23 protein-coding genes are annotated in these 23,099 nt (G+C 60.0%); 9 read left to right on the top strand and 14 right to left on the bottom strand.

The features are described from left to right. The first annotated feature begins 4 nt into the window (after nucleotides 1–4). The 5 genes from FXO11_RS18330 (at nucleotide 5) to FXO11_RS18310 (ending at nucleotide 3,443) form a co-directional block, all read left to right on the top strand. Complete coding sequence (locus FXO11_RS18330) at nucleotides 5–388, top strand: DUF423 domain-containing protein (protein WP_148864384.1); 384 nt, start codon at nucleotides 5–7, stop codon at nucleotides 386–388. A gap of 1 nt (nucleotide 389) precedes the next feature. Beyond that, nucleotides 390–590 carry a sulfur carrier protein ThiS gene (gene thiS, locus FXO11_RS18325; protein ID WP_148864383.1) on the top strand — a complete coding sequence of 67 codons (201 nt, stop codon included), beginning with the start codon at nucleotides 390–392 and terminating at the stop codon, nucleotides 588–590. Nucleotides 591–665: 75 nt separating this feature from the next. Then, nucleotides 666–1,460, top strand: coding sequence for a thiazole synthase (locus FXO11_RS18320; protein ID WP_148864382.1), 795 nt, complete (start codon nucleotides 666–668; stop codon nucleotides 1,458–1,460). A gap of 287 nt (nucleotides 1,461–1,747) precedes the next feature. Continuing rightward, the gene (gene slmA, locus FXO11_RS18315; RefSeq protein ID WP_148864381.1) at nucleotides 1,748–2,344 is read left to right on the top strand and encodes a nucleoid occlusion factor SlmA; all 597 of its coding nucleotides are present in this window, start codon (nucleotides 1,748–1,750) and stop codon (nucleotides 2,342–2,344) included. Nucleotides 2,345–2,630: 286 nt separating this feature from the next. Next, nucleotides 2,631–3,443, top strand: coding sequence for a substrate-binding periplasmic protein (locus FXO11_RS18310; RefSeq protein WP_148864380.1), 813 nt, complete (start codon nucleotides 2,631–2,633; stop codon nucleotides 3,441–3,443). Nucleotides 3,444–3,446: 3 nt separating this feature from the next. On the opposite strand, the gene FXO11_RS18305 is transcribed toward FXO11_RS18310, so the two are convergent. From FXO11_RS18305 to FXO11_RS18285, 5 genes are all read right to left on the bottom strand, one after another. After that, nucleotides 3,447–4,256, bottom strand: coding sequence for an inositol monophosphatase family protein (locus FXO11_RS18305; protein ID WP_148864379.1), 810 nt, complete (start codon nucleotides 4,254–4,256; stop codon nucleotides 3,447–3,449). Nucleotides 4,257–4,381: 125 nt separating this feature from the next. After that, nucleotides 4,382–5,677, bottom strand: coding sequence for a pyridoxal phosphate-dependent aminotransferase (locus FXO11_RS18300; protein WP_148864378.1), 1,296 nt, complete (start codon nucleotides 5,675–5,677; stop codon nucleotides 4,382–4,384). 215 nt (nucleotides 5,678–5,892) lie between these two features. After that, the gene (locus FXO11_RS18295) at nucleotides 5,893–7,557 is read right to left on the bottom strand and encodes an acetolactate synthase large subunit (protein ID WP_148864377.1); all 1,665 of its coding nucleotides are present in this window, start codon (nucleotides 7,555–7,557) and stop codon (nucleotides 5,893–5,895) included. A gap of 229 nt (nucleotides 7,558–7,786) precedes the next feature. After that, the gene (locus FXO11_RS18290; RefSeq protein ID WP_148864376.1) at nucleotides 7,787–8,116 is read right to left on the bottom strand and encodes a DUF3301 domain-containing protein; all 330 of its coding nucleotides are present in this window, start codon (nucleotides 8,114–8,116) and stop codon (nucleotides 7,787–7,789) included. A gap of 2 nt (nucleotides 8,117–8,118) precedes the next feature. Then, entirely contained in the window at nucleotides 8,119–8,991 is an 873-nt protein-coding gene (locus tag FXO11_RS18285; RefSeq protein ID WP_148864375.1) for a prephenate dehydratase, read from the bottom strand. A gap of 221 nt (nucleotides 8,992–9,212) precedes the next feature. Here FXO11_RS18285 and FXO11_RS18280 point away from each other — a divergent pair, with 221 nt between their 5' ends. Beyond that, nucleotides 9,213–9,740, top strand: a complete 528-nt coding sequence (locus FXO11_RS18280; RefSeq protein ID WP_148864374.1) for a DnaJ domain-containing protein — start codon at nucleotides 9,213–9,215, stop codon at nucleotides 9,738–9,740. A gap of 1 nt (nucleotide 9,741) precedes the next feature. Here FXO11_RS18280 and FXO11_RS18275 read toward each other — a convergent pair whose 3' ends face one another. Continuing rightward, complete coding sequence (locus FXO11_RS18275) at nucleotides 9,742–10,527, bottom strand: secretin N-terminal domain-containing protein (RefSeq protein WP_148864373.1); 786 nt, start codon at nucleotides 10,525–10,527, stop codon at nucleotides 9,742–9,744. Between the two features lie 525 nt (nucleotides 10,528–11,052). Between FXO11_RS18275 and FXO11_RS18270 the strand changes: the two genes are divergently transcribed. Further along, on the top strand, nucleotides 11,053–12,141 hold the full coding sequence (locus FXO11_RS18270) for a 3-deoxy-7-phosphoheptulonate synthase (RefSeq protein ID WP_148864979.1): 1,089 nt from the start codon (nucleotides 11,053–11,055) through the stop codon (nucleotides 12,139–12,141). Between the two features lie 165 nt (nucleotides 12,142–12,306). Here the strand turns inward: FXO11_RS18270 and FXO11_RS18265 are convergent, their stop codons facing one another. Further along, on the bottom strand, nucleotides 12,307–12,951 hold the full coding sequence (locus FXO11_RS18265; RefSeq protein WP_148864372.1) for a LysE family translocator: 645 nt from the start codon (nucleotides 12,949–12,951) through the stop codon (nucleotides 12,307–12,309). Nucleotides 12,952–13,189: 238 nt separating this feature from the next. Between FXO11_RS18265 and FXO11_RS18260 the strand changes: the two genes are divergently transcribed. Beyond that, on the top strand, nucleotides 13,190–14,644 hold the full coding sequence (locus FXO11_RS18260; RefSeq protein WP_148864371.1) for a dihydrolipoyl dehydrogenase: 1,455 nt from the start codon (nucleotides 13,190–13,192) through the stop codon (nucleotides 14,642–14,644). A 1-nt stretch (nucleotide 14,645) separates the two neighbouring features. Here the strand turns inward: FXO11_RS18260 and FXO11_RS18255 are convergent, their stop codons facing one another. The 7 genes from FXO11_RS18255 to FXO11_RS18225 form a co-directional block, all read right to left on the bottom strand. Next, nucleotides 14,646–15,476 carry a heme ABC transporter ATP-binding protein gene (locus FXO11_RS18255; protein WP_148864370.1) on the bottom strand — a complete coding sequence of 277 codons (831 nt, stop codon included), beginning with the start codon at nucleotides 15,474–15,476 and terminating at the stop codon, nucleotides 14,646–14,648. Between the two features lie 7 nt (nucleotides 15,477–15,483). After that, the gene (locus FXO11_RS18250; protein ID WP_148864369.1) at nucleotides 15,484–16,521 is read right to left on the bottom strand and encodes a FecCD family ABC transporter permease; all 1,038 of its coding nucleotides are present in this window, start codon (nucleotides 16,519–16,521) and stop codon (nucleotides 15,484–15,486) included. Beyond that, a complete protein-coding gene (locus tag FXO11_RS18245; protein ID WP_148864368.1) occupies nucleotides 16,511–17,374 on the bottom strand; it encodes a heme/hemin ABC transporter substrate-binding protein in 864 nt (287 codons plus the stop codon). The genes FXO11_RS18250 and FXO11_RS18245 overlap by 11 nt, the downstream gene beginning before the upstream one ends. Continuing rightward, nucleotides 17,365–18,459: a hemin-degrading factor gene (locus FXO11_RS18240; RefSeq protein ID WP_148864367.1), complete on the bottom strand. Its 1,095-nt coding sequence runs from the start codon at nucleotides 18,457–18,459 to the stop codon at nucleotides 17,365–17,367. The genes FXO11_RS18245 and FXO11_RS18240 overlap by 10 nt, the downstream gene beginning before the upstream one ends. Before the next feature lie 17 nt (nucleotides 18,460–18,476). Beyond that, nucleotides 18,477–19,664 (bottom strand): HmuY family protein, encoded by a 1,188-nt coding sequence (locus FXO11_RS18235; RefSeq protein ID WP_148864366.1) that lies wholly within the window; start codon nucleotides 19,662–19,664, stop codon nucleotides 18,477–18,479. A gap of 64 nt (nucleotides 19,665–19,728) precedes the next feature. Beyond that, nucleotides 19,729–21,777, bottom strand: coding sequence for a TonB-dependent receptor plug domain-containing protein (locus tag FXO11_RS18230; RefSeq protein ID WP_148864365.1), 2,049 nt, complete (start codon nucleotides 21,775–21,777; stop codon nucleotides 19,729–19,731). A 193-nt stretch (nucleotides 21,778–21,970) separates the two neighbouring features. Then, the gene (locus FXO11_RS18225; RefSeq protein ID WP_148864364.1) at nucleotides 21,971–22,243 is read right to left on the bottom strand and encodes a DUF2061 domain-containing protein; all 273 of its coding nucleotides are present in this window, start codon (nucleotides 22,241–22,243) and stop codon (nucleotides 21,971–21,973) included. Between the two features lie 270 nt (nucleotides 22,244–22,513). On the opposite strand from FXO11_RS18225, the gene FXO11_RS18220 reads away from it, so the two are divergent. Beyond that, complete coding sequence (locus tag FXO11_RS18220) at nucleotides 22,514–22,987, top strand: Dps family protein (RefSeq protein WP_148864363.1); 474 nt, start codon at nucleotides 22,514–22,516, stop codon at nucleotides 22,985–22,987. Nucleotides 22,988–23,099: the final 112 nt, after the last annotated feature.

The following is a 23,099-nucleotide window of genomic DNA, read 5'->3' as shown; positions in this document are numbered from 1 at the left end:
CCTTATGCGCTGGGTGCTGGTAGCCGGCGCGTTGGCCGCGCTGACCGGCGTCATGGCCGGCGCTTTTGGCGCCCACGGGCTACGCCAGACCGTCTCGGCCCGGGACCTTGAAGTTTTCCAAACTGGCATTACCTATCAGATATACCACGCGTTAGCGTTATTGGCCGTGGCAACGTTCAGCGGTTTCGGGTTGGCCCGGCGCTGGCTGGCGGCCTCGGCGATTCTATTTATCCTCGGCATTCTGTTGTTCAGCGGCAGCCTTTATGGCTTGGTCCTCATGGATATCAGGGCGCTGGGGCCTGTCACACCCATTGGCGGCCTCTGCTTTATGGCCGCCTGGGTGAGCTTAATCATTGCTGCTTTGAAGCGAGCACCGGAGAGTGGTTAGCGTGCATATCCAATTGAATGGCGAACAGCAGGAGCTGCCCCAAGCAGCCACCATCGCTACCTTGATCGAAAAGCTTGGGTTGAACGGCCGCCGCCTCGCGGTCGAGGTGAACGAAGATATCGTGCCGCGCAGTTTGCACAGCGAACACCGGCTCAACGACGGTGATCGCGTTGAAGTCGTTCACGCTATCGGTGGCGGCTGATACGGGTCGTGTTAGTCCCATTTTCCATTTGATGAATCGGGTACCGCTTCGACTGCCCGTTGCCAGGATCATGTTATGACCGAACCGAAACAGGACAAACCGTTGATCATCGCCGGCCGAACTTACCAGTCCCGCTTGCTGGTCGGTACCGGCAAGTACCGCGATCTGGAACAGACCGGCCAAGCCATTGAAGCCAGCGGTGCCGAGATCGTAACTGTCGCGGTGCGCCGCACCAATATTGGCCAGAATCCGGATGAGCCGAACCTGTTGGATGTCGTCTCCCCGGATCGCTACACGATCCTACCCAATACTGCCGGCTGCTTTAACGCCAAGGATGCCGTGCGCACCTGCAAGCTGGCCCGGGAGCTGCTCGACGGCCACAACTTGGTCAAACTGGAAGTGTTGGGTGAAGAAAAGACGCTTTACCCGAACATGGTAGAAACCCTGGATGCCGCCGAGACTCTGATCAACGATGGTTTTCAGGTGATGGTGTACACCAACGACGATCCGCTGATGGCCAAGCGCCTGGAAGAGATGGGCTGCATTGCGGTGATGCCCCTGGGCGCCCCGATTGGCTCGGGTTTGGGGATTCAAAACCGCTACAACATCCGCATGATTGTAGAGAATGCCAACGTGCCGATTCTGGTGGATGCCGGCGTAGGCACCGCATCGGACGCCACCATTGCCATGGAACTGGGTTGCGACGGCGTGCTGATGAATACCGCCATTGCCCAAGCGGGCGACCCGATCCGTATGGCCAACGCCATGCGTTTGGCGATTGAGTCCGGACGTGAAGCCTGGTTGGCGGGACGCATGCCGCGCAAGGCTTATGCAAGCGCCTCTTCGCCCATCGACGGCACGTTTTTCTGAACGCCTGTTTTGGATGCCTGCGTAAAGCGGGCATCCAAGCCCACCAACACCCCCGCCGCTAGACTGCTCTCCATCCCCAAAGCGCTTCCCATCCCCCGAAAAGCTCCGTCCTCCGAAATAGCCAGATGCCTGAAACAACAGCTCTGAAACGAAATGGAACACACTTTTTCCGCGATTTAGGTAAGACTACTCCAGCCACGACATAAGTGGCGTCAGAACAATCTGGGGCTGCGCTGACCCCGAAGAAGAAAAACCAAGAAAATTCTTTCGGAGCTGGAATTACCGAAATGACTGACAACACGCCAAGCCGCCGTGAGCGGATTTTGCATGCCCTGGCAGAAATGCTGGAGCAGGCACCGGATGCACGCATCACCACCGCAGCGCTGGCGCGCTCGGTTGGTGTCACCGAAGCCGCCCTCTACCGCCATTTTCCGTCCAAGAAGAAAATGTTCGAAGGTCTGATCGATTTCATCGAAGAGACCGTGTTCACCCGATGCCAGTTGATTCAGCAGGAAGAGGACGACGCCAGGATTCGGCTGCGTAAGCTCGCTCAGCTCGTGCTGGTGTTCGCCCGTCGCAATCCGGGTCTATGCCGGGTGCTGACCGGCGACGCTCTGGTAGGGGAAGACGCAGGTCTGCGCCAGCGGGCGTCCCAATTTTTCGAGCGTCTTGAAACCCAGGCCCGCCAGGTTATCAAGGAAGGCGAAATTCGCCAGGCGCTGCGCCCACGGACTAGCGTGTCACGCACCGCCGAGTGGTACATGAGCCTGATTGAAGGCCGGATCCAGCGTTTCGCCCGCTCCTCGTTTCAGCATACGCCGGATGCACACTTCGACGAATTTTGGGATGCACTTGCACTCGGTATCTGGCGTACAGCAGAATAGCGGCTACAAAAATAAAGAGACCCCCGAAATCAGCGTCCTCCTAGGACAATGTTGCATTCTACGACAAGGCTCATGAGCTCTCTGGTCCGCTGATCAGTGCGGTGGACTGGAGCAGGAGCGCATAGGATTTTGAGGGACTCTGAACAAGCGGACAGACCGCACTGTGCTGCGGGACTGTCCATGAGGCGTGACCCCAGTAGTCCGGGAAGTTGTTGCCGGTTTCCCTGCATTCGGACCGGTGCCGGTGAGATCGCGTGGTAGCTTAAACCAGCTCGGCGATATCAGAATGTCCTGTTACAAAACGGTTTGCACCAGTGTTTTGGCGGCTTGCGCCAGCCTTTGCCTGTATTCCAGTACCACCCTTGCAGGGTCCGAATCTTCACCACCGCAGACGGTGACCATCGCCACCGGCGATTGGCAACCCTATGTCGATTCCTCAGCGCCTGAATTTGGGCCTATGGGCAATGTCATCAAGACTGCTTTCGCACGGGCGGGCTACGACGTCGAGTTCAATGTCTATCCCTGGACGCGCAATGCCCAGTTCGTCGCCACTGGCGAACAGGATGCGATGATGCCTTATTATTGTTCCGAGGCTCGGGCATTACGTTACCTGTGCAGCGATCCCGTCGTCGATGGTGAGCAGGTGTTCTTTCACCGGCGGGGGTTGGCGTTGTCTTGGGACGATATGGACGACCTCAAACCCTACACTATTGGCGCTACGCTCGGTTATTTTTACGGCCAACCCTTTGAGAAGGCGGAGCAGTCCGGCGGGATTGCCGTTAAGCGCATTGCCGAGGACCGGGGCAACCTGAAGCTGCTGATGAGCGGCCGGATCGACCTTTATCCCCAGGATCGGGCGGTAGGCTATGGCATGGTCCGTGCGCTATTACCCCAGGCGCAGTGGAGCGAAATTACCCACCATCCGCGGCCACTGCATAGCAAGGCTCTGCACCTGTTGTTTAGTCGGACGACCGAGCGTGGCAAGACGTTGATGAAAGCATTCGACCGTGAGTTGTCCGCCATGCGCGAAAGCGGCGAACTGGAAGAGCTGCTAAGCCCGATCTACGCCGATCAGCGGGCCGTGCGCGGCGAGCTTTAGGCGTCAGGCGCGATGCAGTAACTCGCGCAGTGGATCGAACAGCGCCGGCGCACAGATCAGGATATCCTGCCCCCAGAGATCCTCCGGGTAGCCTTCCGGGGCCGGGTTGAAGTGACCGCAACGCGCGCCGGCTTCCAGCGCAATCACCCGAGCCGCCGCAAAGTCCCAGGGGCTGACGCTTTCGTAATAGGCATCCAGACGCCCGTTCGCCACCCAGCAGATGTCCAGCGCCGCCGAGCCGATCCGGCGTAGGTCGCGGCAAGTGTGAATCATGGCATTCAATCGCCGCATTAGCGGTTCAAGCTTATCCTTGGTGTAAGGGAAGCCGGTCGCGAACAGCGATTGGCGCAGATCTTCGGCGCCGCTGTTGCTGATGGGCTGGCCATTCAGCGTCGCGCCCTGGCCGAGCACGCCGCGAAACGTCTCGCCGGAAAAAGGCGCGTGAACCACACCCAACTGAACAGCGCCCTGATCGGCATAGGCAATGGATACCGCTACTTGCGGGTGGCCGTAAGCGTAGTTCACCGTGCCGTCGATGGGGTCCACGATCCACAGCGGCGTATCGATATTTCTGGCCTGGCTGCGATCGGGGGCCGCCTCTTCCGACAGCAAACGGTGATCGGGAAATGTCTCGCGGATCGCCTTGGCAATGTATTCATCGGCCATCACATCGGCGTGGGTCACCAGTTCGGTCTGATCCTTGTAATCCGTGCGCAAGGTGTTCTCGTTGCGTTCGCGGACAATCAGTTCTCCCGCCTCGCGGGCCAGTTTTTCGGCGAAGTCGGCTATTTCAACGCGATTGGGTTGGGGCACGGATAGTCCTTTTTATGGGCGTGACGAAATAGGGTGAAACAATAGCATGCCGGTTTAGCGGGCGATGCTCAACGCAGCGAGGAGGAAGGAGCCCCACGCGAAAGCGCGGGGCTGGTGTGCCGGGGTCAGAGGCTTTTCAACCACTGCTGCAATTTATCCATGGCCAGCTTCAGGCGTGGGCAGGCTTGATCGATGAACGTATCGTCCAGCGTGCGGTCGGCGAAGTCGCTGGCAGCCAGGGCGATAGCTTCAGTGCCGTCGAAGTCGACGAAAGCCAGGCGGGCGCTGAGTTTGTCCGGCACGAAGCCGAAGTCGCTGGCTGGCAGGATGGCGATGCCGGTGTCTTCCAACAATGCCTTGCACAGGGCGGGGCTGGTCTTGATGTCGCGCTTGGCCAAGGCGTCCTGGTAGTCGCAGAAGTCCGGGAACAGATAGAACCCGCCCTGGGGCCGCTGACTCCAGATGCTCATGTCTTCCAGCCGGCGGTGCAGGTATTCGCCCAGCACCTTCAGGATCCGGCGCGACTGGTGTAGATATTCGTCGATATCCTCGCCGCCTTCGAAAGCGGTCACCGCCGCGTGCTGGATTGGCGCGCTGGTGGCGGTATAGGTCTCGCTGGCAATAATCGCCATGGCATCCTGCAGCGGACGCAGTTCCTGCGGGAAGATAAAGCAGCCGAGCCGCCAGCCGCCCGCGCCGGCCCACTTGCTTAAACCGGTGCTGATAATCGTGCCTTCAGGATAGTAGCGGGCGATGGATTTGTGCTGGCCCTCGAAATGCACTTCCCCATAAATTTCGTCCGAGAGCAGGATCAAGCCGTATTTACGGGCCACATTGGCGATGGCCAGAAGCTGGTCGTCGGTATAGGTACAGCCGGTCGGGTTGGATGGGTAGTTGAGGATCAAAATGCGCGGACGGGTCGGATCGTCCCGGCAGAAGATATCCAATTCTTCGGCAGTCAGTTGCCAGTTGTTTTCAGCGTGGGTAGGCAGCCAGTGGACCGAGCGTCCGATGATGCGCGCCTGTGGCGCGTAGGAGACCCAACTTGGCCGGGGGATCAGCAGGTCGCCGTAGTAGGCGAGTTGCAGGATAAATAACAATTCTTTGGAGCCGGGCCCGATCAGCACGTCTTCCCAGCTGGTGCGGGTTCGCTGGGAGCGATTCATGTAACCCGAAATGGCTTCGCGCAGGACCTTCAGCCCTTTAACCGGCAGATAGTCTTTCTGATGCGCATGCTGGCGTAGGGCTTCAGTCACGCGCTCGGGCACCGGGAAAGGGGACTGGCCCAAGCCGAGCTTGATGATGTCGCGACCTTCGAGCCGAAGCTGATTACTCAGTTCATTGATGCGGAGGGTCGCGGATGGCTGGATGCCGCGAACGTTGAGGTTAATTGCATAACGGTGGTCGGTTTGTATGTCCATGGCTCCAGTCTATGTTGGCTGTTTCTGAAAAAACGCCAGCCCGGACCGGCTGATCGGTGGGACAGGAGTCTCGCCCGAGAGCTTCTTGCCACGAGACTCTCCAGCAGAAAGTGTCCGGGGCGTCATGGCCAGTATAGGAAATCGCGCTCCCAGAGGGGCTGTTCCCAAGTAGGTGATTGCCGAAGTCCGGTTTGCGCTTGGGTTCAACGTGCCCGTTAACGCGAACACGTCATGTCACCCAGTTCCTGGTTGAATACCCGGTCATTCTCGCTGTAATCGACGGGGACGCTGACGACATGCACGCCACCGGCCTCGAGGGCTTTTGCCAGTGTTGGCGCCAGCTCGGCGGCGGATTCTACGCTGTGCCCCTGGGCGCCGTAGGCTTCGGCATAGCGCACGAAATCCGGGTTGCCGTAGTCCAGGCCGAAGATCTCGAAACCATCCTGTTTCTGCTTCCACTTGATCATTCCGTAGGCGTTATCGTTGATGATCATGACCACCAGGTTAAGCTTGAGGCGCACCGCCGTCTCAAGTTCCTGGCTGTTCATCATGAAGCCGCCGTCACCGCAGATGGCCATGATCCGCTGGTGCGGATAGAGCATGGCGGCCGCCATAGCGCTGGGCAAACCCGCGCCCATGGAAGCCAGGGCGTTATCCAGCAACACGGTGTTGTTGTCGTAGGCCTTGTAGTTGCGCGCAAACCAGATTTTGTACATGCCGTTGTCCAGCGCAATGATGCCGTCGTCGGGCATTACCGAACGCACATCAGCCACAATGCGTTGGGGAATAATGGGGAAGCGGTCGTCGTTGACTCTTTCGGTCAGGTGTTTCTCAACCGATTTCTTGACGCGCATGAACTCGTCGAAGTCATGGCTTTCACAGGAGCCGCAATGCTCGGCGAGCCATTCAACACTATTGGCGACGTCGCCAACCACCTCCAGGTGAGGGAAATACACCGGATCGACATCGGCTGGGCTGAAATTAACGTGAATTACCCGCTTGCCACCGGGTGTCATGAAGAACGGCGGTTTCTCCACCACGTCATGCCCGACGTTGACGACCAGGTCCGCATGGTCGATCGCGCAGTGTACAAAGTCGCCGTCGGACAGGGCGGCGCTGCCGAGATAGCGCGGATGCCGCTCATCCACGACGCCCTTGCCCATCTGTGTGGTGAAGAACGGGATACCGGTGGATTCCACGAATCGAATGAGGGCCTTGGAGATACGCTTCCGGTTGGCGCCGGCGCCGATCATGATCAGCGGATGCTTCGCTTCGCGGATCAGCTTGCAGGCCTGATCGAGGCTCTTGAGGCTGGCGGACGGGCGGCGGGCGTCGCTGGGTTCGAAAATATGGGTATCGGAGTCTGCCATCTCTGACGCGATATCTTCAGGCAGCTCCAGGTGGACCGCGCCAGGGCGCTCCTCCGTCGCTAGCCGCACGGCTTCGCGCAGCTTGGCGGGAATGGTGTTGGCGTTGTTGATCTGCCGTGTGTACTTGGTCAGCGGGCGCATCAAGTCAACGGTATCAATGATTTGAAACAAGCCCTGCTTGGACGATTTAATCGGCTTTTGGCCCGAGATCATCAGCATCGGCATGGCCCCGAGCTGGGCGTAGGCGGCGGCGGTCATCAAGTTGGTGGCGCCCGGGCCCAGGGTGGATAGGCAAACGCCGACCTTGCCTGTTAGCCGGCCATAGGTAGCCGCCATAAAACCGGCAGCCTGCTCATGGCGGTTGACGATCAGATGGATGCTCGAATTACGGATGGACTCGAGCAGATCCAGGTTTTCCTCACCGGGCACGGCAAAGATATATTCGACGCCTTCCTTTTCCAGTGCTTTGATGAACAGATCCGAACCCTTGATCGGTGCTTTATCGCTCATGCTCGCTCCCTGTGTCGTGATGTCACATCGGGCAGGCGGGTGACGGTGGACGGAGCCCGTTGCCGTGGAAGTGTCCAGAATCGCCAAGAGAGGCTCTCAGGCATACCCCAACTATGCGGTATCTGCTGCCCCCCGGGCAAGGGACAGGTTTTGCCGGTCTCGAGATCGTCGTGGCGACCGGCCCTCCGGCATTATTAGTAATCGTGGGATGGCAGTCGAAAGCGGTCGTTCAGTGCAGGTTGCTGGGCGGCATGCGATGGGCGTCCAGCTGGATATGTTCGATATGCTTGCCCAGCAGGATGGCGCGGCCGGTGTAGCGTTCCTCGCCGGTGGCGGTGAACTCGAACAGGAAACGCCGCCAGACCCGGAGCTGGCCTTCCGGGTCACGTTTGAACCAGACGCCTCGCAGGTAGATGGCATCGTCCAGCAGCATCACATCCATGGTTTTGCAATACTGCTTGACGGACTGAAGCACGGTATCCTTGATCTCCTTCGCTCGCCACCAATACCAGGCGCCAAAGACGATCAGGAAGAGTAAGAAGAGTTGACCTAAAGTCACGGTTAATCCCTGAACTGGTGGCTGGCACGGAACGGATGGGCCTCGTAAGTGCCCAGGATGCGCAGGTCTTCAGCGAAGAAACCCAGCTCCTCAATCGCCAACTGTAATGGTCGCTGGTCGACATGCCCTTCGATATCCACGTGGAATTGACTGGCGCTGAGGCGACTGCCGAGAATGTAACTTTCCAGCTTCACCATGTTGACGCCGTTGGTGGCAAACCCGCCCAGCGCCTTATAAAGCGCGGCCGGGATATTGCGTACGCGGAACACGATCGAGGTAATGTAAGCCCGATCCGGCTGGAACTCCGGCAGGATCTCCGTGCCAGACAGGATGATGAAGCGGGTGGTGTTGCCCTTCACATCCTGAAACTGGTCATGGAGGATGTCGAGCCCGTAGAGTTCCGCCGCCAGTCGCGAGGCGATGGCGCCGCGGGTCGGATCGCTGCTTTCACTGACGGCGAGGGCGGCGCCGGCAGTGTCCAGCATCGCTTGGGCATTCAGGCCCAGCGATTCGATGTGACGCGCACATTGGGCCAGTGCCTGGGGGTGGGAGGCGACGGTCTTCAGAGCGTCGATGCCGGTGCCGGGCCTGGCCATGAGGCAGTGATCCACCGGTTCGAAATGTTCGCCAACCAGATGCAACTTGAGTTCCGGGATCAGCCGGTAGATCTCCTCGACCCGGCCCGCCGTGGAGTTTTCCAATGGAATCATCGCCCGCGCCGCCATGCCGTTTTCCACCGCCCGCATGGCATCGATAAAGCTGGTGCAGGGCTGGACGGCGTGATCGGGGAACATCTTCTGACACGCCAGGTGGGAATAGGCGCCGCGATGGCCCTGGAATGCGATGGCGGCATCGGCGGGTAAGTTGTAACTCATGGTGAGCGGTCCTGATCTTCGGAAGCCCGGCAAGCATAGCAAAGCCGGGCGCTTGCTGTATGCTCATGGCATCATACCGTATTGGCATTGTGACGGGATGGCTGGCGCTGATGATCGCAAAGGCGCGTTTCATGGTGCCGGGGTATTTTTGCTGCGCCTGACTGGTGTTAAGGGACACTAGTTTCGGTGACGTATTAAGTTTTGGTGGAGTGTGCTGAATCATGCACTGGATTCTCGGAATCGGTCTGACCATCGCGCTGTTCTATATTTTGCGCGCCTGGTCGCAGTTGCCGGAACCTAAGAGGAAGGCCTATCTGTTCCGCGGCTTGGCGGGCGGGTTCTTACTGTTTATCCTGCTGCTCCTGCTCACCGGGCGCATTCATGTGCTCGTGGCCGCGGGCGCTGCACTGCTCCCGCTACTGCGCAAGCTACCGGCACTCGTTCGGTATCTGCCGCTGATCAATCGACTTTACCGGGACTACAAAGGGCAGGGCGCGGATCAGCAGCGCCAGCAGGATCAGGCCGACGCCGGTCACCGTCAGCATGCCGGTGCGAGCATTAACCGCATGAGTCAGGACGAGGCGCGCAATATACTGGGTGTCGGCGCCGAGGCCTCGCAGGACGAGATTGTGGCCGCCCACCGCAGGTTGATGCAGAAAGTCCATCCTGATCGCGGAGGCAACGATTTCCTGGCGGCACAGATCAACGAAGCCAAGACGACACTATTGGGAAACCGGCGTCAGGCCTGAGTTACATGACCTCGATTTTGACGTCGAAGCTCTGCGAACGCTGGCTATTGCCGCCCACCTCGTAAGTGATACCGCTCTGGTTGCCGGCTTGACGGGTTTCGGTGGCGCCAAGCGTGACCCACTCTCCAGGCTCAATGCGGCGAATCGTCATCACCGCCTCCGTCTCGTAGCCGGCTGGCAGGTCGCCCTGGGGGATATTGTCGAAGGCCATGATCTGCAACTCCACCTGCCGTTCGGAAATCACCTGAGGTGTGATCAGGAAGCCGCTGCTGATATCCACCTGCTGGATGATCGCCGCCGGGTTACGGCCACCCTGGATGGCAATGGGTAAGGCGCGCACCTGGCCGGACTTGATATGGGCCGACTGGCCATCCTGCACCGTCAGGGTTTGCACTTGGTTGCGCCGCGTGGTGATGACTTTGCGCTCACCCTGAACACTCACGTTACCGTTATTGATCGAGACACCTCCGCCCTGCCGTTCACTGGCACCGGTACTGCCACTGCGTACGGTAATGCGCAGCTGGGCCTGCGCTACATCCATGGTGCCGATGAGTTGTTCCACTTCATTGAGAATCCGGGGTTCTGCGCGTACCACCAAGGTTTGGCCTTGAGCGGTGGTGTTCAGCTCATTGTTGGGGTAGAGCTGGTGGAGCTGGGCCGCGATATCCTGGGCGGGACGGTTATTGAGGGGGAACGTTCGAACCTCCGCCGCAGCCAGGGCCACCTGGGCCATCATCAGGAAAATCAGGGTCAGCGGTCCGTACGAGGTACGCCTGTGTTTGCTCATCCAATCCTCTCCGATGGTTGCAATGCAGTCAGACTGCGCTATGATTCAGAGCATGAATATCTCACACGACGCCTGTCAATTTAACTCTGTCGCTGTCGCTGTCGCTGTCGCTGTCGCTGTCGCTGCTGGTGCGCTGGCTGGCGGCATCGCGTCTGTGTCTTTTTGGTGGCATGCCTATGGCTTTTATTTTAGCCAGAGGTCGGGCCACGCGTAGAAACCTTCACCAGATTCAGAAGGCGGCCCGGCGGAAACCCAGGCTGCCACCGGACTAAAAGCCCCGATCGGCAGCCAGCCCTCGGGGCTTTTTAGTTTCGGAACTGAGAAAGAGTGCAAGGACAAAACCATGAGTAGCGAGTCTCAAGCAAAAAACCCGCTTCAACGCAGCCTAAGGCTCTCTGGCCAGAACGGTTGGCGATTTATCAGCGGCTGGCGTTATTGAGCGTCAGCCCCTGCGGTCATCTTCGATATCGATTTCGAATTTTCTGACTATTGCCATCACGTTTTTACATTGCCGGAGTACTCATGATGAACATGCAACTCACATCCGCTGCCCAGTCCCTTCACGATGAGCGATCGACTGTGGTCCCCGAAAGTGCCACTGGCAGCGTCGTCAAACTGCCCACCCCGGCGCAACTGCGCCACGAGCTCCCGCTCAGCGCCGACTTGGCGCGCCAGATTGTCCAGCAGCGCGACACCGTGCGCCAGGTTCTGAACGGCACCGATCCCCGTATGCTGGTGGTCATTGGTCCCTGTTCCGTGCATGACGAAGTGGCCGCTCTGGAATACGGCGAGCGGCTGGCGCGGCTGGCGGAAGAGATCAGCGATCAGTGCGTGGTGGTGATGCGCGCCTACGTCGAGAAGCCGCGCACGACGGTCGGCTGGAAGGGGCTGCTATATGATCCGGAGCGCACCGGCGAGGGCGATCTGGCGCAGGGGTTGGTGCGTTCGCGCCGGCTGATGCTGAACCTGGCCAAGCTGGGTCTGCCGATTGCCACCGAAGCATTGAACCCGGTGGCGTTCAGCTACCTGGACGACCTGGTGAGCTGGACCGCTATCGGCGCCCGCACTACCGAATCTCAGGTTCACCGGGAAATGGCCAGCGGCCTGGATATGCCGGTCGGTTTCAAGAACGGCACGGACGGCAGCGTGGGCATGGCGATCAACGCGATGCAGTCCGCTGCCCACACCCATCATCGATTGGGCACGGATATCGAGGGTTCCCCAGCAATGATCTCGACGCCCGGCAACCCGGATGTGCATCTTGTCTTGCGCGGTGGCCGCGGCGTGACCAACTACGATCGCCAAAGTATCGGCGAAGCCACCGACGCTCTGCGCAACGCGGGCATGAACCCGGCGGTGATGGTGGACTGCAGCCACGACAACGCCTGCAAACAGGCCGAGCGCCAGTTGGATATCGCTCACCACGTCATGGCTCAGCGCTGCGCCGGAAACCGGAGTATCCGCGCGATCATGCTGGAAAGCTTCCTGGAAAAAGGTCGCCAGAATGATGGAGAGGACCTGGTCTACGGGCAGTCAATTACCGACCCGTGCTTGGGCTGGAAGCAGACGGAGGTCTTGCTGAAATCGCTGGCGGCCACAGGGCGGAATCCGTAGGCGCAATCACACGCCCATCCCGAAACCGTCCCACCGTCTCCGCCGACCGCTGCATTGTATTATCCAGCAACCGAGCCCCTTCCGATGCCTGACTCTCCATGACGAGAGGGTCAGGCCAAGGCCCGGCCCTGTGACCGACAAATCCGTCCCCGTCCGTTACGCGTGTTAACGCGTAGAATCCGAGCCAGCGACGGAGAACAGCAAACGTCCCGCAAGAACCATCAGAGCGCCGCCCATCAGCCGGTCTAGCCAGTGTCCAAACCGGGCAAAAACATGCCGTACTGGGGGTAGGGTGAAAAAGAGCGCCACCAAAGCGAACCAAGCGCCCGTGGCCACCGCCATGTAGAGGCCGTAGAACGCTTGTACGTCCACCGGGGTGCCGGGGCTGATGACCACCGAGAACAGGGACACGAAGAACAGCGTGGCTTTGGGATTGAGGGTGTTGGTCAAGAACCCCAGTCGGAACGCCTTGCCCGGCGACTGTGCCGCACCCTTATCCGCCGTCACCTGAAGGCCACCGGGCTTGGCGCGTAGACACTGGATCGCAATCCAGGTCAGGTAAAGGGCGCCGATGACCTTGAGAATATTGAACAAGGTGACCGATTGCTGGATGAGCAGGCCGATCCCCAACAAGGAATAGGTCACGTGCACCAGGATGCCCAGGCCCACGCCGGTGGCGGTCAGCAGGGCGTTGCGTCGGCTCTGGCAAATCGCCTGACGCAGCACCACCGCAAAATCCGGCCCCGGACTGGCCACGGCGAGAAAGTGAATCAGAGCAACGGTGAGGAATTCCGGCCAATACTGGAGCATTGTGTCAGCCTCGTCAGACGGGTTGAAAAGGCGAGCATCGGGAAAACGAGGGTGCGCGTCAAGGTACAGACGGGGAACTGTTTGGGGCAGGCCTTGATGCTTGCGCTAAATAAGCGCGGCAAACGCTGTCGGCGAGCATGAACATGACCCTGCTCCAGATCACGTGCAAGCGCGTATGGAATCACCTAATGTGAGTTATTCAGAGGCCCCTTAAGCCTTAACTAAGGAGGACGCCAGCATGGAAAGACGTAAGGTTGATGTGGCGGTGATCGGCACCGGGACCGCCGGCATGGTTGCGTACAAGGCGGCCCGCAAGCATACGGACAACCTGGTGGTCATCGAGGGCGAGCGGTATGGCACCACCTGCGCCCGCGTCGGCTGTATGCCCAGTAAACTGCTCATCGCCGCTGCCGAAGTGGCTCATCAGGTGGCCGGCGCCGATATGTTCGGTATTCATGCCGAGCACGTAAGCATCGATGGCAAGGCGGTCATGGCCCGTGTTCGTCGTGAGCGCGACCGCTTCGTCGGAGGCGTGTTGGAAACCGTGGACGGGTTCCCGGCGGAGCATCGCCTGCAGGGCATGGCCCGCTTTATCGACGATCATCGACTGATGGTGGATGAAAAACTGGAAGTCGAGGCCGGACGTATCGTTATCGCCACGGGCTCACGGCCGAATGTGCCCGATTTCCTCCAGGTGGCCGGCGACCGCTTGCTCGTCAACGACAGTGTATTTGAACTCGAAAATCTGCCGGATTCGGTGGCGGTGTTCGGGCCCGGCATCATCGGCCTGGAGCTGGGCCAGGCTCTGAGTCGCCTGGGCGTGCGTGTGCGCATGTTCGGTGTCAGTGGCAATCTTGGCGGCATTCGGGATGACGCTATCCGCCAATATGCCCTGGAGACCTTCAATCAGGAATTCCCTCTGGATCCCTCGGCGCAAGTCAATAGGGTGGAGCGCACCGACAAAGGTGTTCGCGTAACGTTCACCGATAAACCCAAGGGAAAATCGCCGAGTGAGGTGAGCGAAGACTTCGATTATCTGCTGGCAGCCACTGGCCGGCGCGCCAACGTGGATCATCTGGACATCCAGAACACGGGGATCGAGCTGGACGAGCGCGGCACCCCCATTTTCGATCATTACACCCTGCGCTGCAGTAAGGACCACATCTTTATCGCCGGCGACGCCAACAAGGACGTGCCGCTCTTGCATGAAGCCACTGACGAAGGCCGGATCGCCGGTGACAACGCCGGGCGCTACCCGGATATTCGCTCGGGCATGCGGCGCGCGCCCTTGTCGGTTGTCTTCACCGATCCTCAGATCGCCGTCATGGGTTTGACTCTGGATCAGGTGAAGGAGCGCTGCAAAGGGTATTACGGGGTGGGCGAGGTGTCGTTCGAGGACCAGGGACGTAGCCGGGTCATCGGCAAAAACCGCGGCCTGTTAAAGGTCTATGGCGAGCGTGGCAGCGGCCTGTTTCTCGGCGCCGAGATGTTCGGGCCTGCGGCGGAGCATATTGGCCATCTGCTGGCCTGGGCGGCTCAAAAGCACATGACGGTGACCGAAATGCTGGATATGCCCTTCTATCATCCGATGATCGAAGAGGGGGTACGTACCGCCTTGCGCGATCTCAATTACAAGCTCAATATCGATCCGCAGATGATCGACCGCGCCCTGGAGTGCGGCCCCGGCGCTTGACTCAGCCTGCTGGCGCTTGGGGAACATGGGGCGTGGGGATCACCAGCGGATAGCCCTCCGGCAGCATCGTCACTCTGGCGGACAGGCCGTAGACGGCTTTCAGGTTTTCCGGAGTCAGTACGGTGCTGGGCGCTCCCTCGGAGACTATGCGGCCATCCTTCATCAGCACCAGACGGTCGGCGTACTGAGCGGCCAGGTTCAGGTCGTGTACGGCGACCAGCAAGCCATAACCCGCTGAAGCCCGATATCGCAGCTGACTAAATACCAGCTGCTGGTGCGCCGGGTCCAGGGCGGACGTGCACTCGTCCAATAGGAGCAAGTGCGGATCGGGCTGATCCCAAATCTGAGCCAGCACCCGCGCTAGTTGCACGCGTTGCTGCTCGCCGCCGGATAAGGTCGGCACCAGCCGGGATTTCAAATGAACGATATCCAGCCGTTCGAGCAGCGTGCCCACGACCTGCGCACGCTGCTGCGGTTTTTCCCGCGGGCGTCCCAAAGCCACCACTTCCTCGACGGTCATCGGGAATTGCAGATCGACTTTCTGGGGCATGACGGCCCGATGTTGGGCGATCTCCGAGCGGCGCCAATGGCTGAGTGCCTTGCCTGCGAATCGAATGCATTCGGCGGGCGTATGGATTTCCCCGGCGAGGGCGCGTACCAGGGTCGACTTACCGGCACCGTTGGGGCCGAGCAGGGCGACCAGTTCGCCGGAGTATAGTCGCAGGCGGACGCTATCGAGGATGCGGCGGCCGGAAATGCGAATGTCGAGCCGGTCAACCTGAAGTATGGGTTCGGCGGTTTGCGTGTTTGGGCGAGCGGATAGTTTATTCATGGTTGGCTCAGACAAATCGATTGCGCATCAGCAGCATCAGGAAAAACGGCCCACCCAGTAATGCCATCATCAGACCGATCGGCAGTTCCGCCGGTGCCACGATAACCCGGGCCAGGCAGTCGGCCAGCACCAGCAGCGCGCCGCCGCCCAAAGCGCAGGCGGGAAGTAGAAGGCGATGCCCAGCGCCGAAAATCTGTCGCAAAAGGTGAGGGATGACCAGCCCGACAAAGCCGATCAATCCGGTTACCGCGACCGCCGCGCCAACGCCCAGCGCCGCCAGCACGATGGCGCCACGCTTGACCCAGTCGGTGGAGTAGCCCATATGGCCGGCCACCGGTTCGCCCAGCAGGAAGGCATCCAGCGGTCGGGCCAGCAACGGCGCGACGATCAGAGTAACCAGCATCCAGGGGCCGGCCAGCCACAGGTCTTCCCAGCGGGCATGGGCGAGGCTGCCCATGGTCCAGAACGTCAGTGAACGTAAGGCGTTATCGTCCGCATAGAAGGTCAGCAGCCCGGTACCCGCTCCGGCGATGGCATTGATGGCGATACCGGCAAGCAGCAACAGCGCGACGCTGGTCTGCCCCTGCCGGCGCGCGATGCGCCAGGCCAACAACGTGGTCACGCTGCCACCGATAAAGGCCGCCAGCGGCAACGCCCAGCGTCCGGCCAAGGCGCTCCAGCCCGCCAGTCCGCTACCGCCGAGGACAATAACGGCAACCGCCGCCAGGGCCGCACCGCTGGAAACGCCGATCAGGCCGGGATCGGCCAGCGGATTGCGGAACAGGCCTTGAAGCAGGGCGCCCGACACGGCCAGTACCGCGCCGGTCAGCAAGCCCAGCAGAAGCCTGGGAATGCGGATGTCCCACAGCACCAGTTCCGCCGTGGGATCGTCCGGCGTGTTGCCGGTGAACATTCGTAGCAGGTCGTCGATGGCGACTGGGTAGGCGCCGCTGGAAAGCGCCAGCAGGGCCGCTCCCAGCAGGATGATGAGCAAAACGGCGTAGCTCACCGGCGCCGGTAGTCGCCTGACATCCTCAGCGTGCATGGGCGGTATCGTTTCCCGGGGCGGTGTTGACGAGGATGGCAGCGACGGTCTGCATCGCTTCCGGCAAGCGCGGACCAAAGCCCAGCAGGAGCATGGCATTGGCCGTGACCCGATGGCCTTTTTGCCAGGCATCTAAATGTGTCAGGGCGGGCCAGTCGGTGGGACGGAACTGACCGGGCCGGGCTTCGGCTATGACAATGGCGTCGGGTTTAGCCGCCAGCAGCGCTTCCCGGCTGGCGGGTTTGTAGCCACTCACATTTGCCAGCGCGTTGCGCAGACCGAGTGCCTGGAGCAGGGCATCCGCCGCCGTGTCCTGGCCGGCGAGCATCACACCGTGATCGCCTGCAGCAAGTAGGATCAGCACTCGCGCATCGGTTTTGCCGGCCATGAAAGCTTTCACCTTGTCGATGTCGGCCGCCATCGTTGTGGTGAGCTGTCTGGCTTCGGCTGGATGTCCGACCAGTTCGCCCACGCGCCGGATGCGCTTCAAAGTGGCTTCCACATCTCGCGCTAACGGCAGCTCCACCACATCCACGCCTGCAGCCGCGAGGCGCTCCAGAGTGGCGTCCGGACCGGCTTCCTCAGTGGTGATCAGCCGGCTGGGCTTGAGCGAAAGCACGCCTTCCAGCGGCAGCGCCCGCAGGTAACCGATCTTGGGTAAACTATCGATAATCTGCGGCGGATACTGGCTAGTGGTATCCACCCCCACCAGCAGGTCGGCGGCATCCAGAGCGACGATGGTTTCAGTAATGGCGCCATCGGCGCTGACGATGCGTGGCCCGGCTACGGCTGCCGCAGCGGCAAGCGTGAATAGTAAAGCCAGCGCCACGCCTGTGATGGTCGTCAACCGCATAATGCCGCGTTCTCCAAGGTCTGAACCTCCTGTTGCCATCGCTCGTCTTCGGCTTGCCCCGGCTTGCGTTCGCCGAACAGCGTCAACACCAGTTCGCCCTGGGCATCGTAACCCTCGACAGAGGTTACCACGCCATCGGTCGTTGGGCGTCGTACGCGCCACCACTGGTCAATCGAGCGAACGTTGGCATGCAGGTTAAAACCGGGGTCTAGAATGTTCATCCAAGGGCCGGTGGGCACGACGCGCGAGACCGGCCCGGTAAAGATCTGCACGATACCGGGATTGCCGACAAAAACCATAATGGGGCAGCGGCTCGCGCTGACTTGGTGCAACAGTTGCTCAAGCACGGACGGGCGGACGCCTGATGCACTTTCTGCAGCGGCCTTGTCCAGTCGCTGCGCGTACTCCACGCCGATCAGTTCCAGGGCGGTCAGCCGGTCCGTGGCGTGGCGCTTGAGTAGGGCGTTGAAGTGGTGGGTGTCCTTGAGCGCCGCCCAGTCCCGGCGTAGCGCGTTCACATCCACCGTATGCCGGTCAGTACGTTGCAATGGCGGGCGCGGGGGCTCGAGGGCCGGTGTCTTGTCGCTCTGGCTCAGGAAGCGGTCAAGCAGTGACTGCCAGCCGGTGGCGTCGGTGTTATCCGTGCGGTAGATCTTCTGCACCGCCTGGCCATGGGCGTCGAAGAACTGCAGGCTCTCCCGCTGACCTGAACGCACCTGTTCTTGTACGCGGAAACCGTGAGCCCAGTTGCGAAAAAATACCCGCACGTCGATTTGACCGAGGGCAAGCCCCATGGCACCGGAACTGGAGGTGCGGAACTCCTTGAAGCGGCCTGTCACCTCGTGCACCACGGATTCGTTGCGGGCGAGGATCATCACTTCGCCCACCGTGTCCATGGCCTCCAGCAGGGCTGGAAACGACGGCTTCAATGGCTGCACTGTCTCGGGCTCGCGGCACAGTAACAGTTCTAGTTCGCTCACTTGCAGTTCGTGGGCTGCCTGGCGGATGCGTAAACCGGGATTTTCGGCGCGTAGTGCCGCCCAGCGGTCGGCCAGAGACGATGGGGCGATTGCTTCAGTTTGCATGGTTTCGACCTCCGTCATCATTCAGCCGCCGTCAGTTCGACGGTTTTCCAGCGGACGTTAGGGAAGCCGCTGGCGCCCGCGTCGTTGTAGTAACCGATGACCTGCAGGCCGTATACGGGCGAGGTGTCGTTGGTGCTGTCGGTGTCGATCAGGTAGACGCGGTAGTTGGGCCAGAGTTTGTGCGCGCCCTGGAGGCTGTAGGCGTACCAGGATTGCATCACGAAAATCCCCCCGGTTGAGTCGGCGGTGTAATGGTGGGAGATATCGGTGTCGGCGTTGGAGGTCGTTCCGTTGGTGTAACTCGCCAGTTCGGCCAGCATATGGGGACCGAAAACTCCCCCCTCGCCCTCTCCGGATGGGCCGCTGTTGGTGCGAAGGTAAAAGTCGCGACCGGCAAAGCCGATGGTGATGTCCCATGCCGCGTCATCGCAAGCGACCTTGGCGTTGGCGTCGAAGTCGAAGCAGCTTTCGCCGCCGGTAGCTGGAATGCTGCCGGAAAATAGCGCGGCATTGTCGGCAAAGGTCAGCGCACCGGCCGGTTGCACGTCGAACTCTAGGGTGAACGCCTTGATCCCTTCGCCTGTGCGCGTAGGGAAGTCCAGCGAGGTCACTCGCATCCGGGCGTAGCTGTTGCCTTCACCCGAACGCACCAGCCATCCAGCCTCTGAGTTGGCCGTGATATTGCCGTTCCTGGCGTCGTAGGTGTACCAGTCCTCGGCGAATCCACTGATCAGCTCGTCGCGTGTCCAGCTCGAAGGTTCGGCCATTTCCGCGAGTAGGTGTTCGAGCTCGCTGTCCGCGGTCGCATTAAGGAAGACGCTGGCACTGGGTTCGCCGTTGCTGTCGTAGAAATCGGCCTGACCGGCGCCGATGGCGCCGACCACATTGCCGGGACCGGAAGCGCCGCTATTGAGCTGGATGTTGTTGCGCCGAAACGCCAGGTGCCAGGCGGTCGACGTGGCGGCTTCTTCAGCGGTCAGCTCCACCGTTTGGCCGGTTTCCAGGTTCAAAAATACGGGCGTGGCTGAATCGCTGGCATCGAGCTGTTTGGTGGCGACGCCGGCCTGCTGGTCGTCGACGGTACTGGACTCACCTTGATCGGACTCTCCGCTGTCGTCGCCGATGTCATTGCTGCTGCCGCCTCCGCAGCCAGCAAGGAGGATAGCGGCAACCGCCAGGGAGAGGATGGAACGTGCCTGAATCATAGCGTCTTTCCTTCTGAGTGAGCGTTGTTTATAAAAGCGCGTCGTTTTTGGCTAATGTGTTGCGTTACAGGGGGTTGCCGAAGCCCAGGGTCACGCCGGCGTAGATATAACGTCCGGAGACCGGGCCGAAGTCGTTGGCGTCATTGAAGTTGCGTTGGGCATCGGTAAGGTTGTTCACCCCGGTAAACAGGCGCAGGTTGTCGCCCAGATCCTGGTTAAGCTTGAGATCGATCGTGGTGAAGCCGGAAGATTCGTGGCCGCTGTTAGCGTCGACGACCTCGTCGCTCTGGCTACGCAATCGCGCTAGCCAGGCCATGCCCGGTACCGGCGTCAGGCCATCCAGGGACAGCGTGCCTTGATGCTCGGGGCGGCGGGTGAGTGGCTGCCCCGTATCCCGGTCCTCGGCGTCGAGATAGGTGTAACCGGCGGAGAGCTTCCAGCCCGGGCGGAACTGCCAGCCGGCGGTGACCTCGAAACCCTGGGTGCGGGCACGGTCGACGTTGGTGTAACGGAAGACCTGAATGTTGTCTTCACGCGCGGCGGTGGCGTCTTCGTCCACGTCGGTTTGGATCAACCGGTCGATGTTGTTGAGGAAAGCGTTAACCTCGAACCAGGCGGTATTCCGATACGTCAGACCCCAACCGAGCTGATAGCTGTCAGACTCTTCCGGCTCAAGGTCCGGGTTGCCATTGACGATATAGCCGAGCTGGCTGTGATCGAACAAATAGTGACGTTCCTTCAGGTTAGGCACCCGATAGCCCGCTCCCCAGCCGCCACGCAGGTATATATTGACGGCGTCGCCGCTGAAGAGGTCGTAGCGGGCATTGACCTTGGGTGCGAAGTGGTCGCCGAAGTCGGAATCGTGCTGGAACCGCACGCCGCCTACCCATTCCCAGTGCGGGCTGGCAAACCAGGTATCCTGCAGCCACAGCTCCTTACTGTTCTGGGAAGCGTCTTCCTCCCCGGACAACTCCGAAACACGGTCCTTGTATTGTTCAAGACGGGTATGGCGAAGATCCGTGCCCAACTGCAACTGGTGGTCTTCGAGCGGTTCGAATTGGGTCCAGCCGGAGGCCTGCGAGAGCGTATGGGTGGCGTCCCGGTTGTCGAAGCTTCTCGCGGCGGTGTACTTGCGGGTGTTGTTTTCGAGATTCTCGTGCAGCAGGCTCCAGTGCCACTGGGGACCGCTTGTGGGGACATGTTGGCCGACCAAGGCGCCGCGCCAGCGTTCGGCGAGTTCGTCTTTGCCCGCTTTCGCCGGAGCGCGACCCGGATTGACCAGCGAATAGCGGGAGACGCCGTCTTCGCGGAAATAGTTCACCTGGCCATAGATCCGGTGCCCGTCGCTCGGTAGCCATTCCAGCCTGTTGGTCACGTGGGCGCGTTCTATCGCATCGCCCGGGCGCGCCCAGGTCTCCGGCTCGGGATCGATACCGTCGGTTTCCTGCCGTGTTGCAGACAGCCGGTAACGCACATGCTCGCCACCCAGGTCGAGGTTGGCCTGACCGTTGCGGCGAGCGAAATCCAGAGCCTCGCCACTGGGGTTCTGGTCGCCGTAAGTACCGCCATCCACGGTGGCCCGAGCGGACACACCGGCATCGATCGGCCGGGTGACGATATTCACTACACCGCCCATTGCCGAGCTGCCGTACTGAGCCGACACAGCCCCTTTCACGATCTCGATGCGTTCGATATCCAGGGTGTCGAGTTGGCTGACGTCCACGGATGAGCCGGTGGTGGCGGTCATGGGCAGGCCATCGATCAACACCCGCACACGGTCGGCGTTGAGGCCCTGCATCCAGACTTCGTAGCCCGCTTTGCCATGGATTTCACGCAACAGAACGCCGGGCGCGTACTCGAGGGCTTCTTTCACGGTGTGGGCGTGGGTGTTGCGGATGTCTTCGCCGGAGACCACCTCGGTGCGCACCGGCGTATCGCTCACCTTGCGGGGTGTTCGCGTACCGGTGATCACCAACTCATCCAGGTAGAGGTTATGGGTTAGGAGCGGCAACGCCGAAGTTTCCGCTGCAAGGAGTGGCGTGCCGGCGAGTAAGGTACACAGCAAGGTGCCGCTCGCGACCGAAGGGCGAGCGCAGTTTTCTGGGAACGTCATGAATGACTCCGTCGACACAAATGCGAATGCGAACGATTATTATTTTAATTGGTGCTCGGAGTCAATAAACCTGGCGCGAATTAGGACGTTAATCCAGAGATGTTGCCAGATTAAGCGGGTATCGCGTGTCGTTTAGTCAAAAAAGCCCCGAGCAGGGCGGGGCAGGAAGGAGGGACGCTTGAAGAGAGAAACTCTAGGCTGCCGTTGGCGTTCGATTGATAGACAGGCTTTGCTGCTTGCCCCGGTGGGTGCGCCGATTCCAGAACTTTTCGTGGAAGAAGTAAGCCACCGTGTTAATGGCGGGTTCCACCATAGCGATCAGACTGCCAATAATGATGTCACCTGTCAGCAGATAAGCGACCGTGAAGGCGACGGCAAAGTGGGTGCAGGCGAAGGTGATCGTTTTCATCAGAGAATGGTCGCCCGCTGCGCCGTGGCTGTGGATAAATAGCTTCAATGCACTCATGATCAACTCCGCGACTAAAAACCTGATGCTATCCATTGAAGCGTAATTGAGAATCAGTGATAAATGAATTGTTTTTCGATTTTGCATAGCGGTTAGCTATTGAAAATGGCGCTTTTGCATTGCGACCTTCTCCGCAAATGAGATGTGAAATTTCAGTCACCTAAGTTGAAAATTCATAGCACGCCACTATTGAAAGTATAACGGCAATGAACTTTTCATCGGGCTGCGATGTATTAAGCTCGACTCACAATCGTCAAAAAGGAGTTATTCATGAGCACCAATCTGATTGGTCTTGATACCAGCAAGACGGAACAGCTCGCCGATGACCTGAACGGACTGTTATCTAACTATCAGATCTTCTACATGAACGTTCGCGGCTACCACTGGAATATTAAAGGTGACAACTTTTTCGAGCTGCACGCCAAGTTCGAAGAGTTGTACGATGACCTGCTGCTCAAGATCGATGAAGTGGCCGAGCGCATCCTGACGCTGGGGCATCGTCCGGCACATGCCTACAGCACCTACATTGAGCGTTCCGACGTGGAAGAGCGCAAGGACGTCAGCGATGGCAAGACTGCGGTGGGTCATATTGTTGAAAGCTTTGCCAAGCTGATCCGTAAACAGCGCGATATCCTCAACACCGCAGGCGAATCGGACGACGAGGGTACCGTTGCGTTGATGAGCGACTACATTTCCCAGCAGGAAAAGACCGTTTGGATGTATCGCTCATACCTGGGCGAATAATCCCACGCTAGTTTTTCAAACCCCCGCAAGCTGCGGGGGTTGCGTTCCATTGCGTAAGCCTTCCCTGTATCTCTCTAGCTTTTTTACACAACCCCATCGTTCTGTTTTACAT

Source organism: Marinobacter fonticola (assembly GCF_008122265.1).
Taxonomy (GTDB): Bacteria; Pseudomonadota; Gammaproteobacteria; order Pseudomonadales; family Oleiphilaceae; genus Marinobacter_A; species Marinobacter_A fonticola.
The sequence above is the reverse complement of the archived record's forward strand: the minus strand, read 5'-3'. Positions and strand labels throughout refer to the sequence as shown.

Excerpts from the sequence above, each read along its gene's own strand:
- FXO11_RS18330 (WP_148864384.1), top strand. The coding sequence starts at position 5 with ATGCGCTGGGTGCTGGTAGCCGGCGCGTTGGCCGCGCTGACCGGCGTC.
- FXO11_RS18320 (WP_148864382.1), top strand. The coding sequence starts at position 666 with ATGACCGAACCGAAACAGGACAAACCGTTGATCATCGCCGGCCGAACT.
- slmA (WP_148864381.1), top strand. The coding sequence starts at position 1,748 with ATGACTGACAACACGCCAAGCCGCCGTGAGCGGATTTTGCATGCCCTG.
- FXO11_RS18310 (WP_148864380.1), top strand. The coding sequence starts at position 2,631 with ATGTCCTGTTACAAAACGGTTTGCACCAGTGTTTTGGCGGCTTGCGCC.
- FXO11_RS18300 (WP_148864378.1), bottom strand. The coding sequence starts at position 5,677 with ATGGACATACAAACCGACCACCGTTATGCAATTAACCTCAACGTTCGC.
- FXO11_RS18295 (WP_148864377.1), bottom strand. The coding sequence starts at position 7,557 with ATGAGCGATAAAGCACCGATCAAGGGTTCGGATCTGTTCATCAAAGCA.
- FXO11_RS18285 (WP_148864375.1), bottom strand. The coding sequence starts at position 8,991 with ATGAGTTACAACTTACCCGCCGATGCCGCCATCGCATTCCAGGGCCAT.
- FXO11_RS18280 (WP_148864374.1), top strand. The coding sequence starts at position 9,213 with ATGCACTGGATTCTCGGAATCGGTCTGACCATCGCGCTGTTCTATATT.
- FXO11_RS18275 (WP_148864373.1), bottom strand. The coding sequence starts at position 10,527 with ATGAGCAAACACAGGCGTACCTCGTACGGACCGCTGACCCTGATTTTC.
- FXO11_RS18270 (WP_148864979.1), top strand. The coding sequence starts at position 11,053 with ATGAACATGCAACTCACATCCGCTGCCCAGTCCCTTCACGATGAGCGA.
- FXO11_RS18265 (WP_148864372.1), bottom strand. The coding sequence starts at position 12,951 with ATGCTCCAGTATTGGCCGGAATTCCTCACCGTTGCTCTGATTCACTTT.
- FXO11_RS18260 (WP_148864371.1), top strand. The coding sequence starts at position 13,190 with ATGGAAAGACGTAAGGTTGATGTGGCGGTGATCGGCACCGGGACCGCC.
- FXO11_RS18255 (WP_148864370.1), bottom strand. The coding sequence starts at position 15,476 with ATGAATAAACTATCCGCTCGCCCAAACACGCAAACCGCCGAACCCATA.
- FXO11_RS18250 (WP_148864369.1), bottom strand. The coding sequence starts at position 16,521 with ATGCACGCTGAGGATGTCAGGCGACTACCGGCGCCGGTGAGCTACGCC.
- FXO11_RS18245 (WP_148864368.1), bottom strand. The coding sequence starts at position 17,374 with ATGCGGTTGACGACCATCACAGGCGTGGCGCTGGCTTTACTATTCACG.
- FXO11_RS18240 (WP_148864367.1), bottom strand. The coding sequence starts at position 18,459 with ATGCAAACTGAAGCAATCGCCCCATCGTCTCTGGCCGACCGCTGGGCG.
- FXO11_RS18235 (WP_148864366.1), bottom strand. The coding sequence starts at position 19,664 with ATGATTCAGGCACGTTCCATCCTCTCCCTGGCGGTTGCCGCTATCCTC.
- FXO11_RS18230 (WP_148864365.1), bottom strand. The coding sequence starts at position 21,777 with ATGACGTTCCCAGAAAACTGCGCTCGCCCTTCGGTCGCGAGCGGCACC.
- FXO11_RS18225 (WP_148864364.1), bottom strand. The coding sequence starts at position 22,243 with ATGAGTGCATTGAAGCTATTTATCCACAGCCACGGCGCAGCGGGCGAC.
- FXO11_RS18220 (WP_148864363.1), top strand. The coding sequence starts at position 22,514 with ATGAGCACCAATCTGATTGGTCTTGATACCAGCAAGACGGAACAGCTC.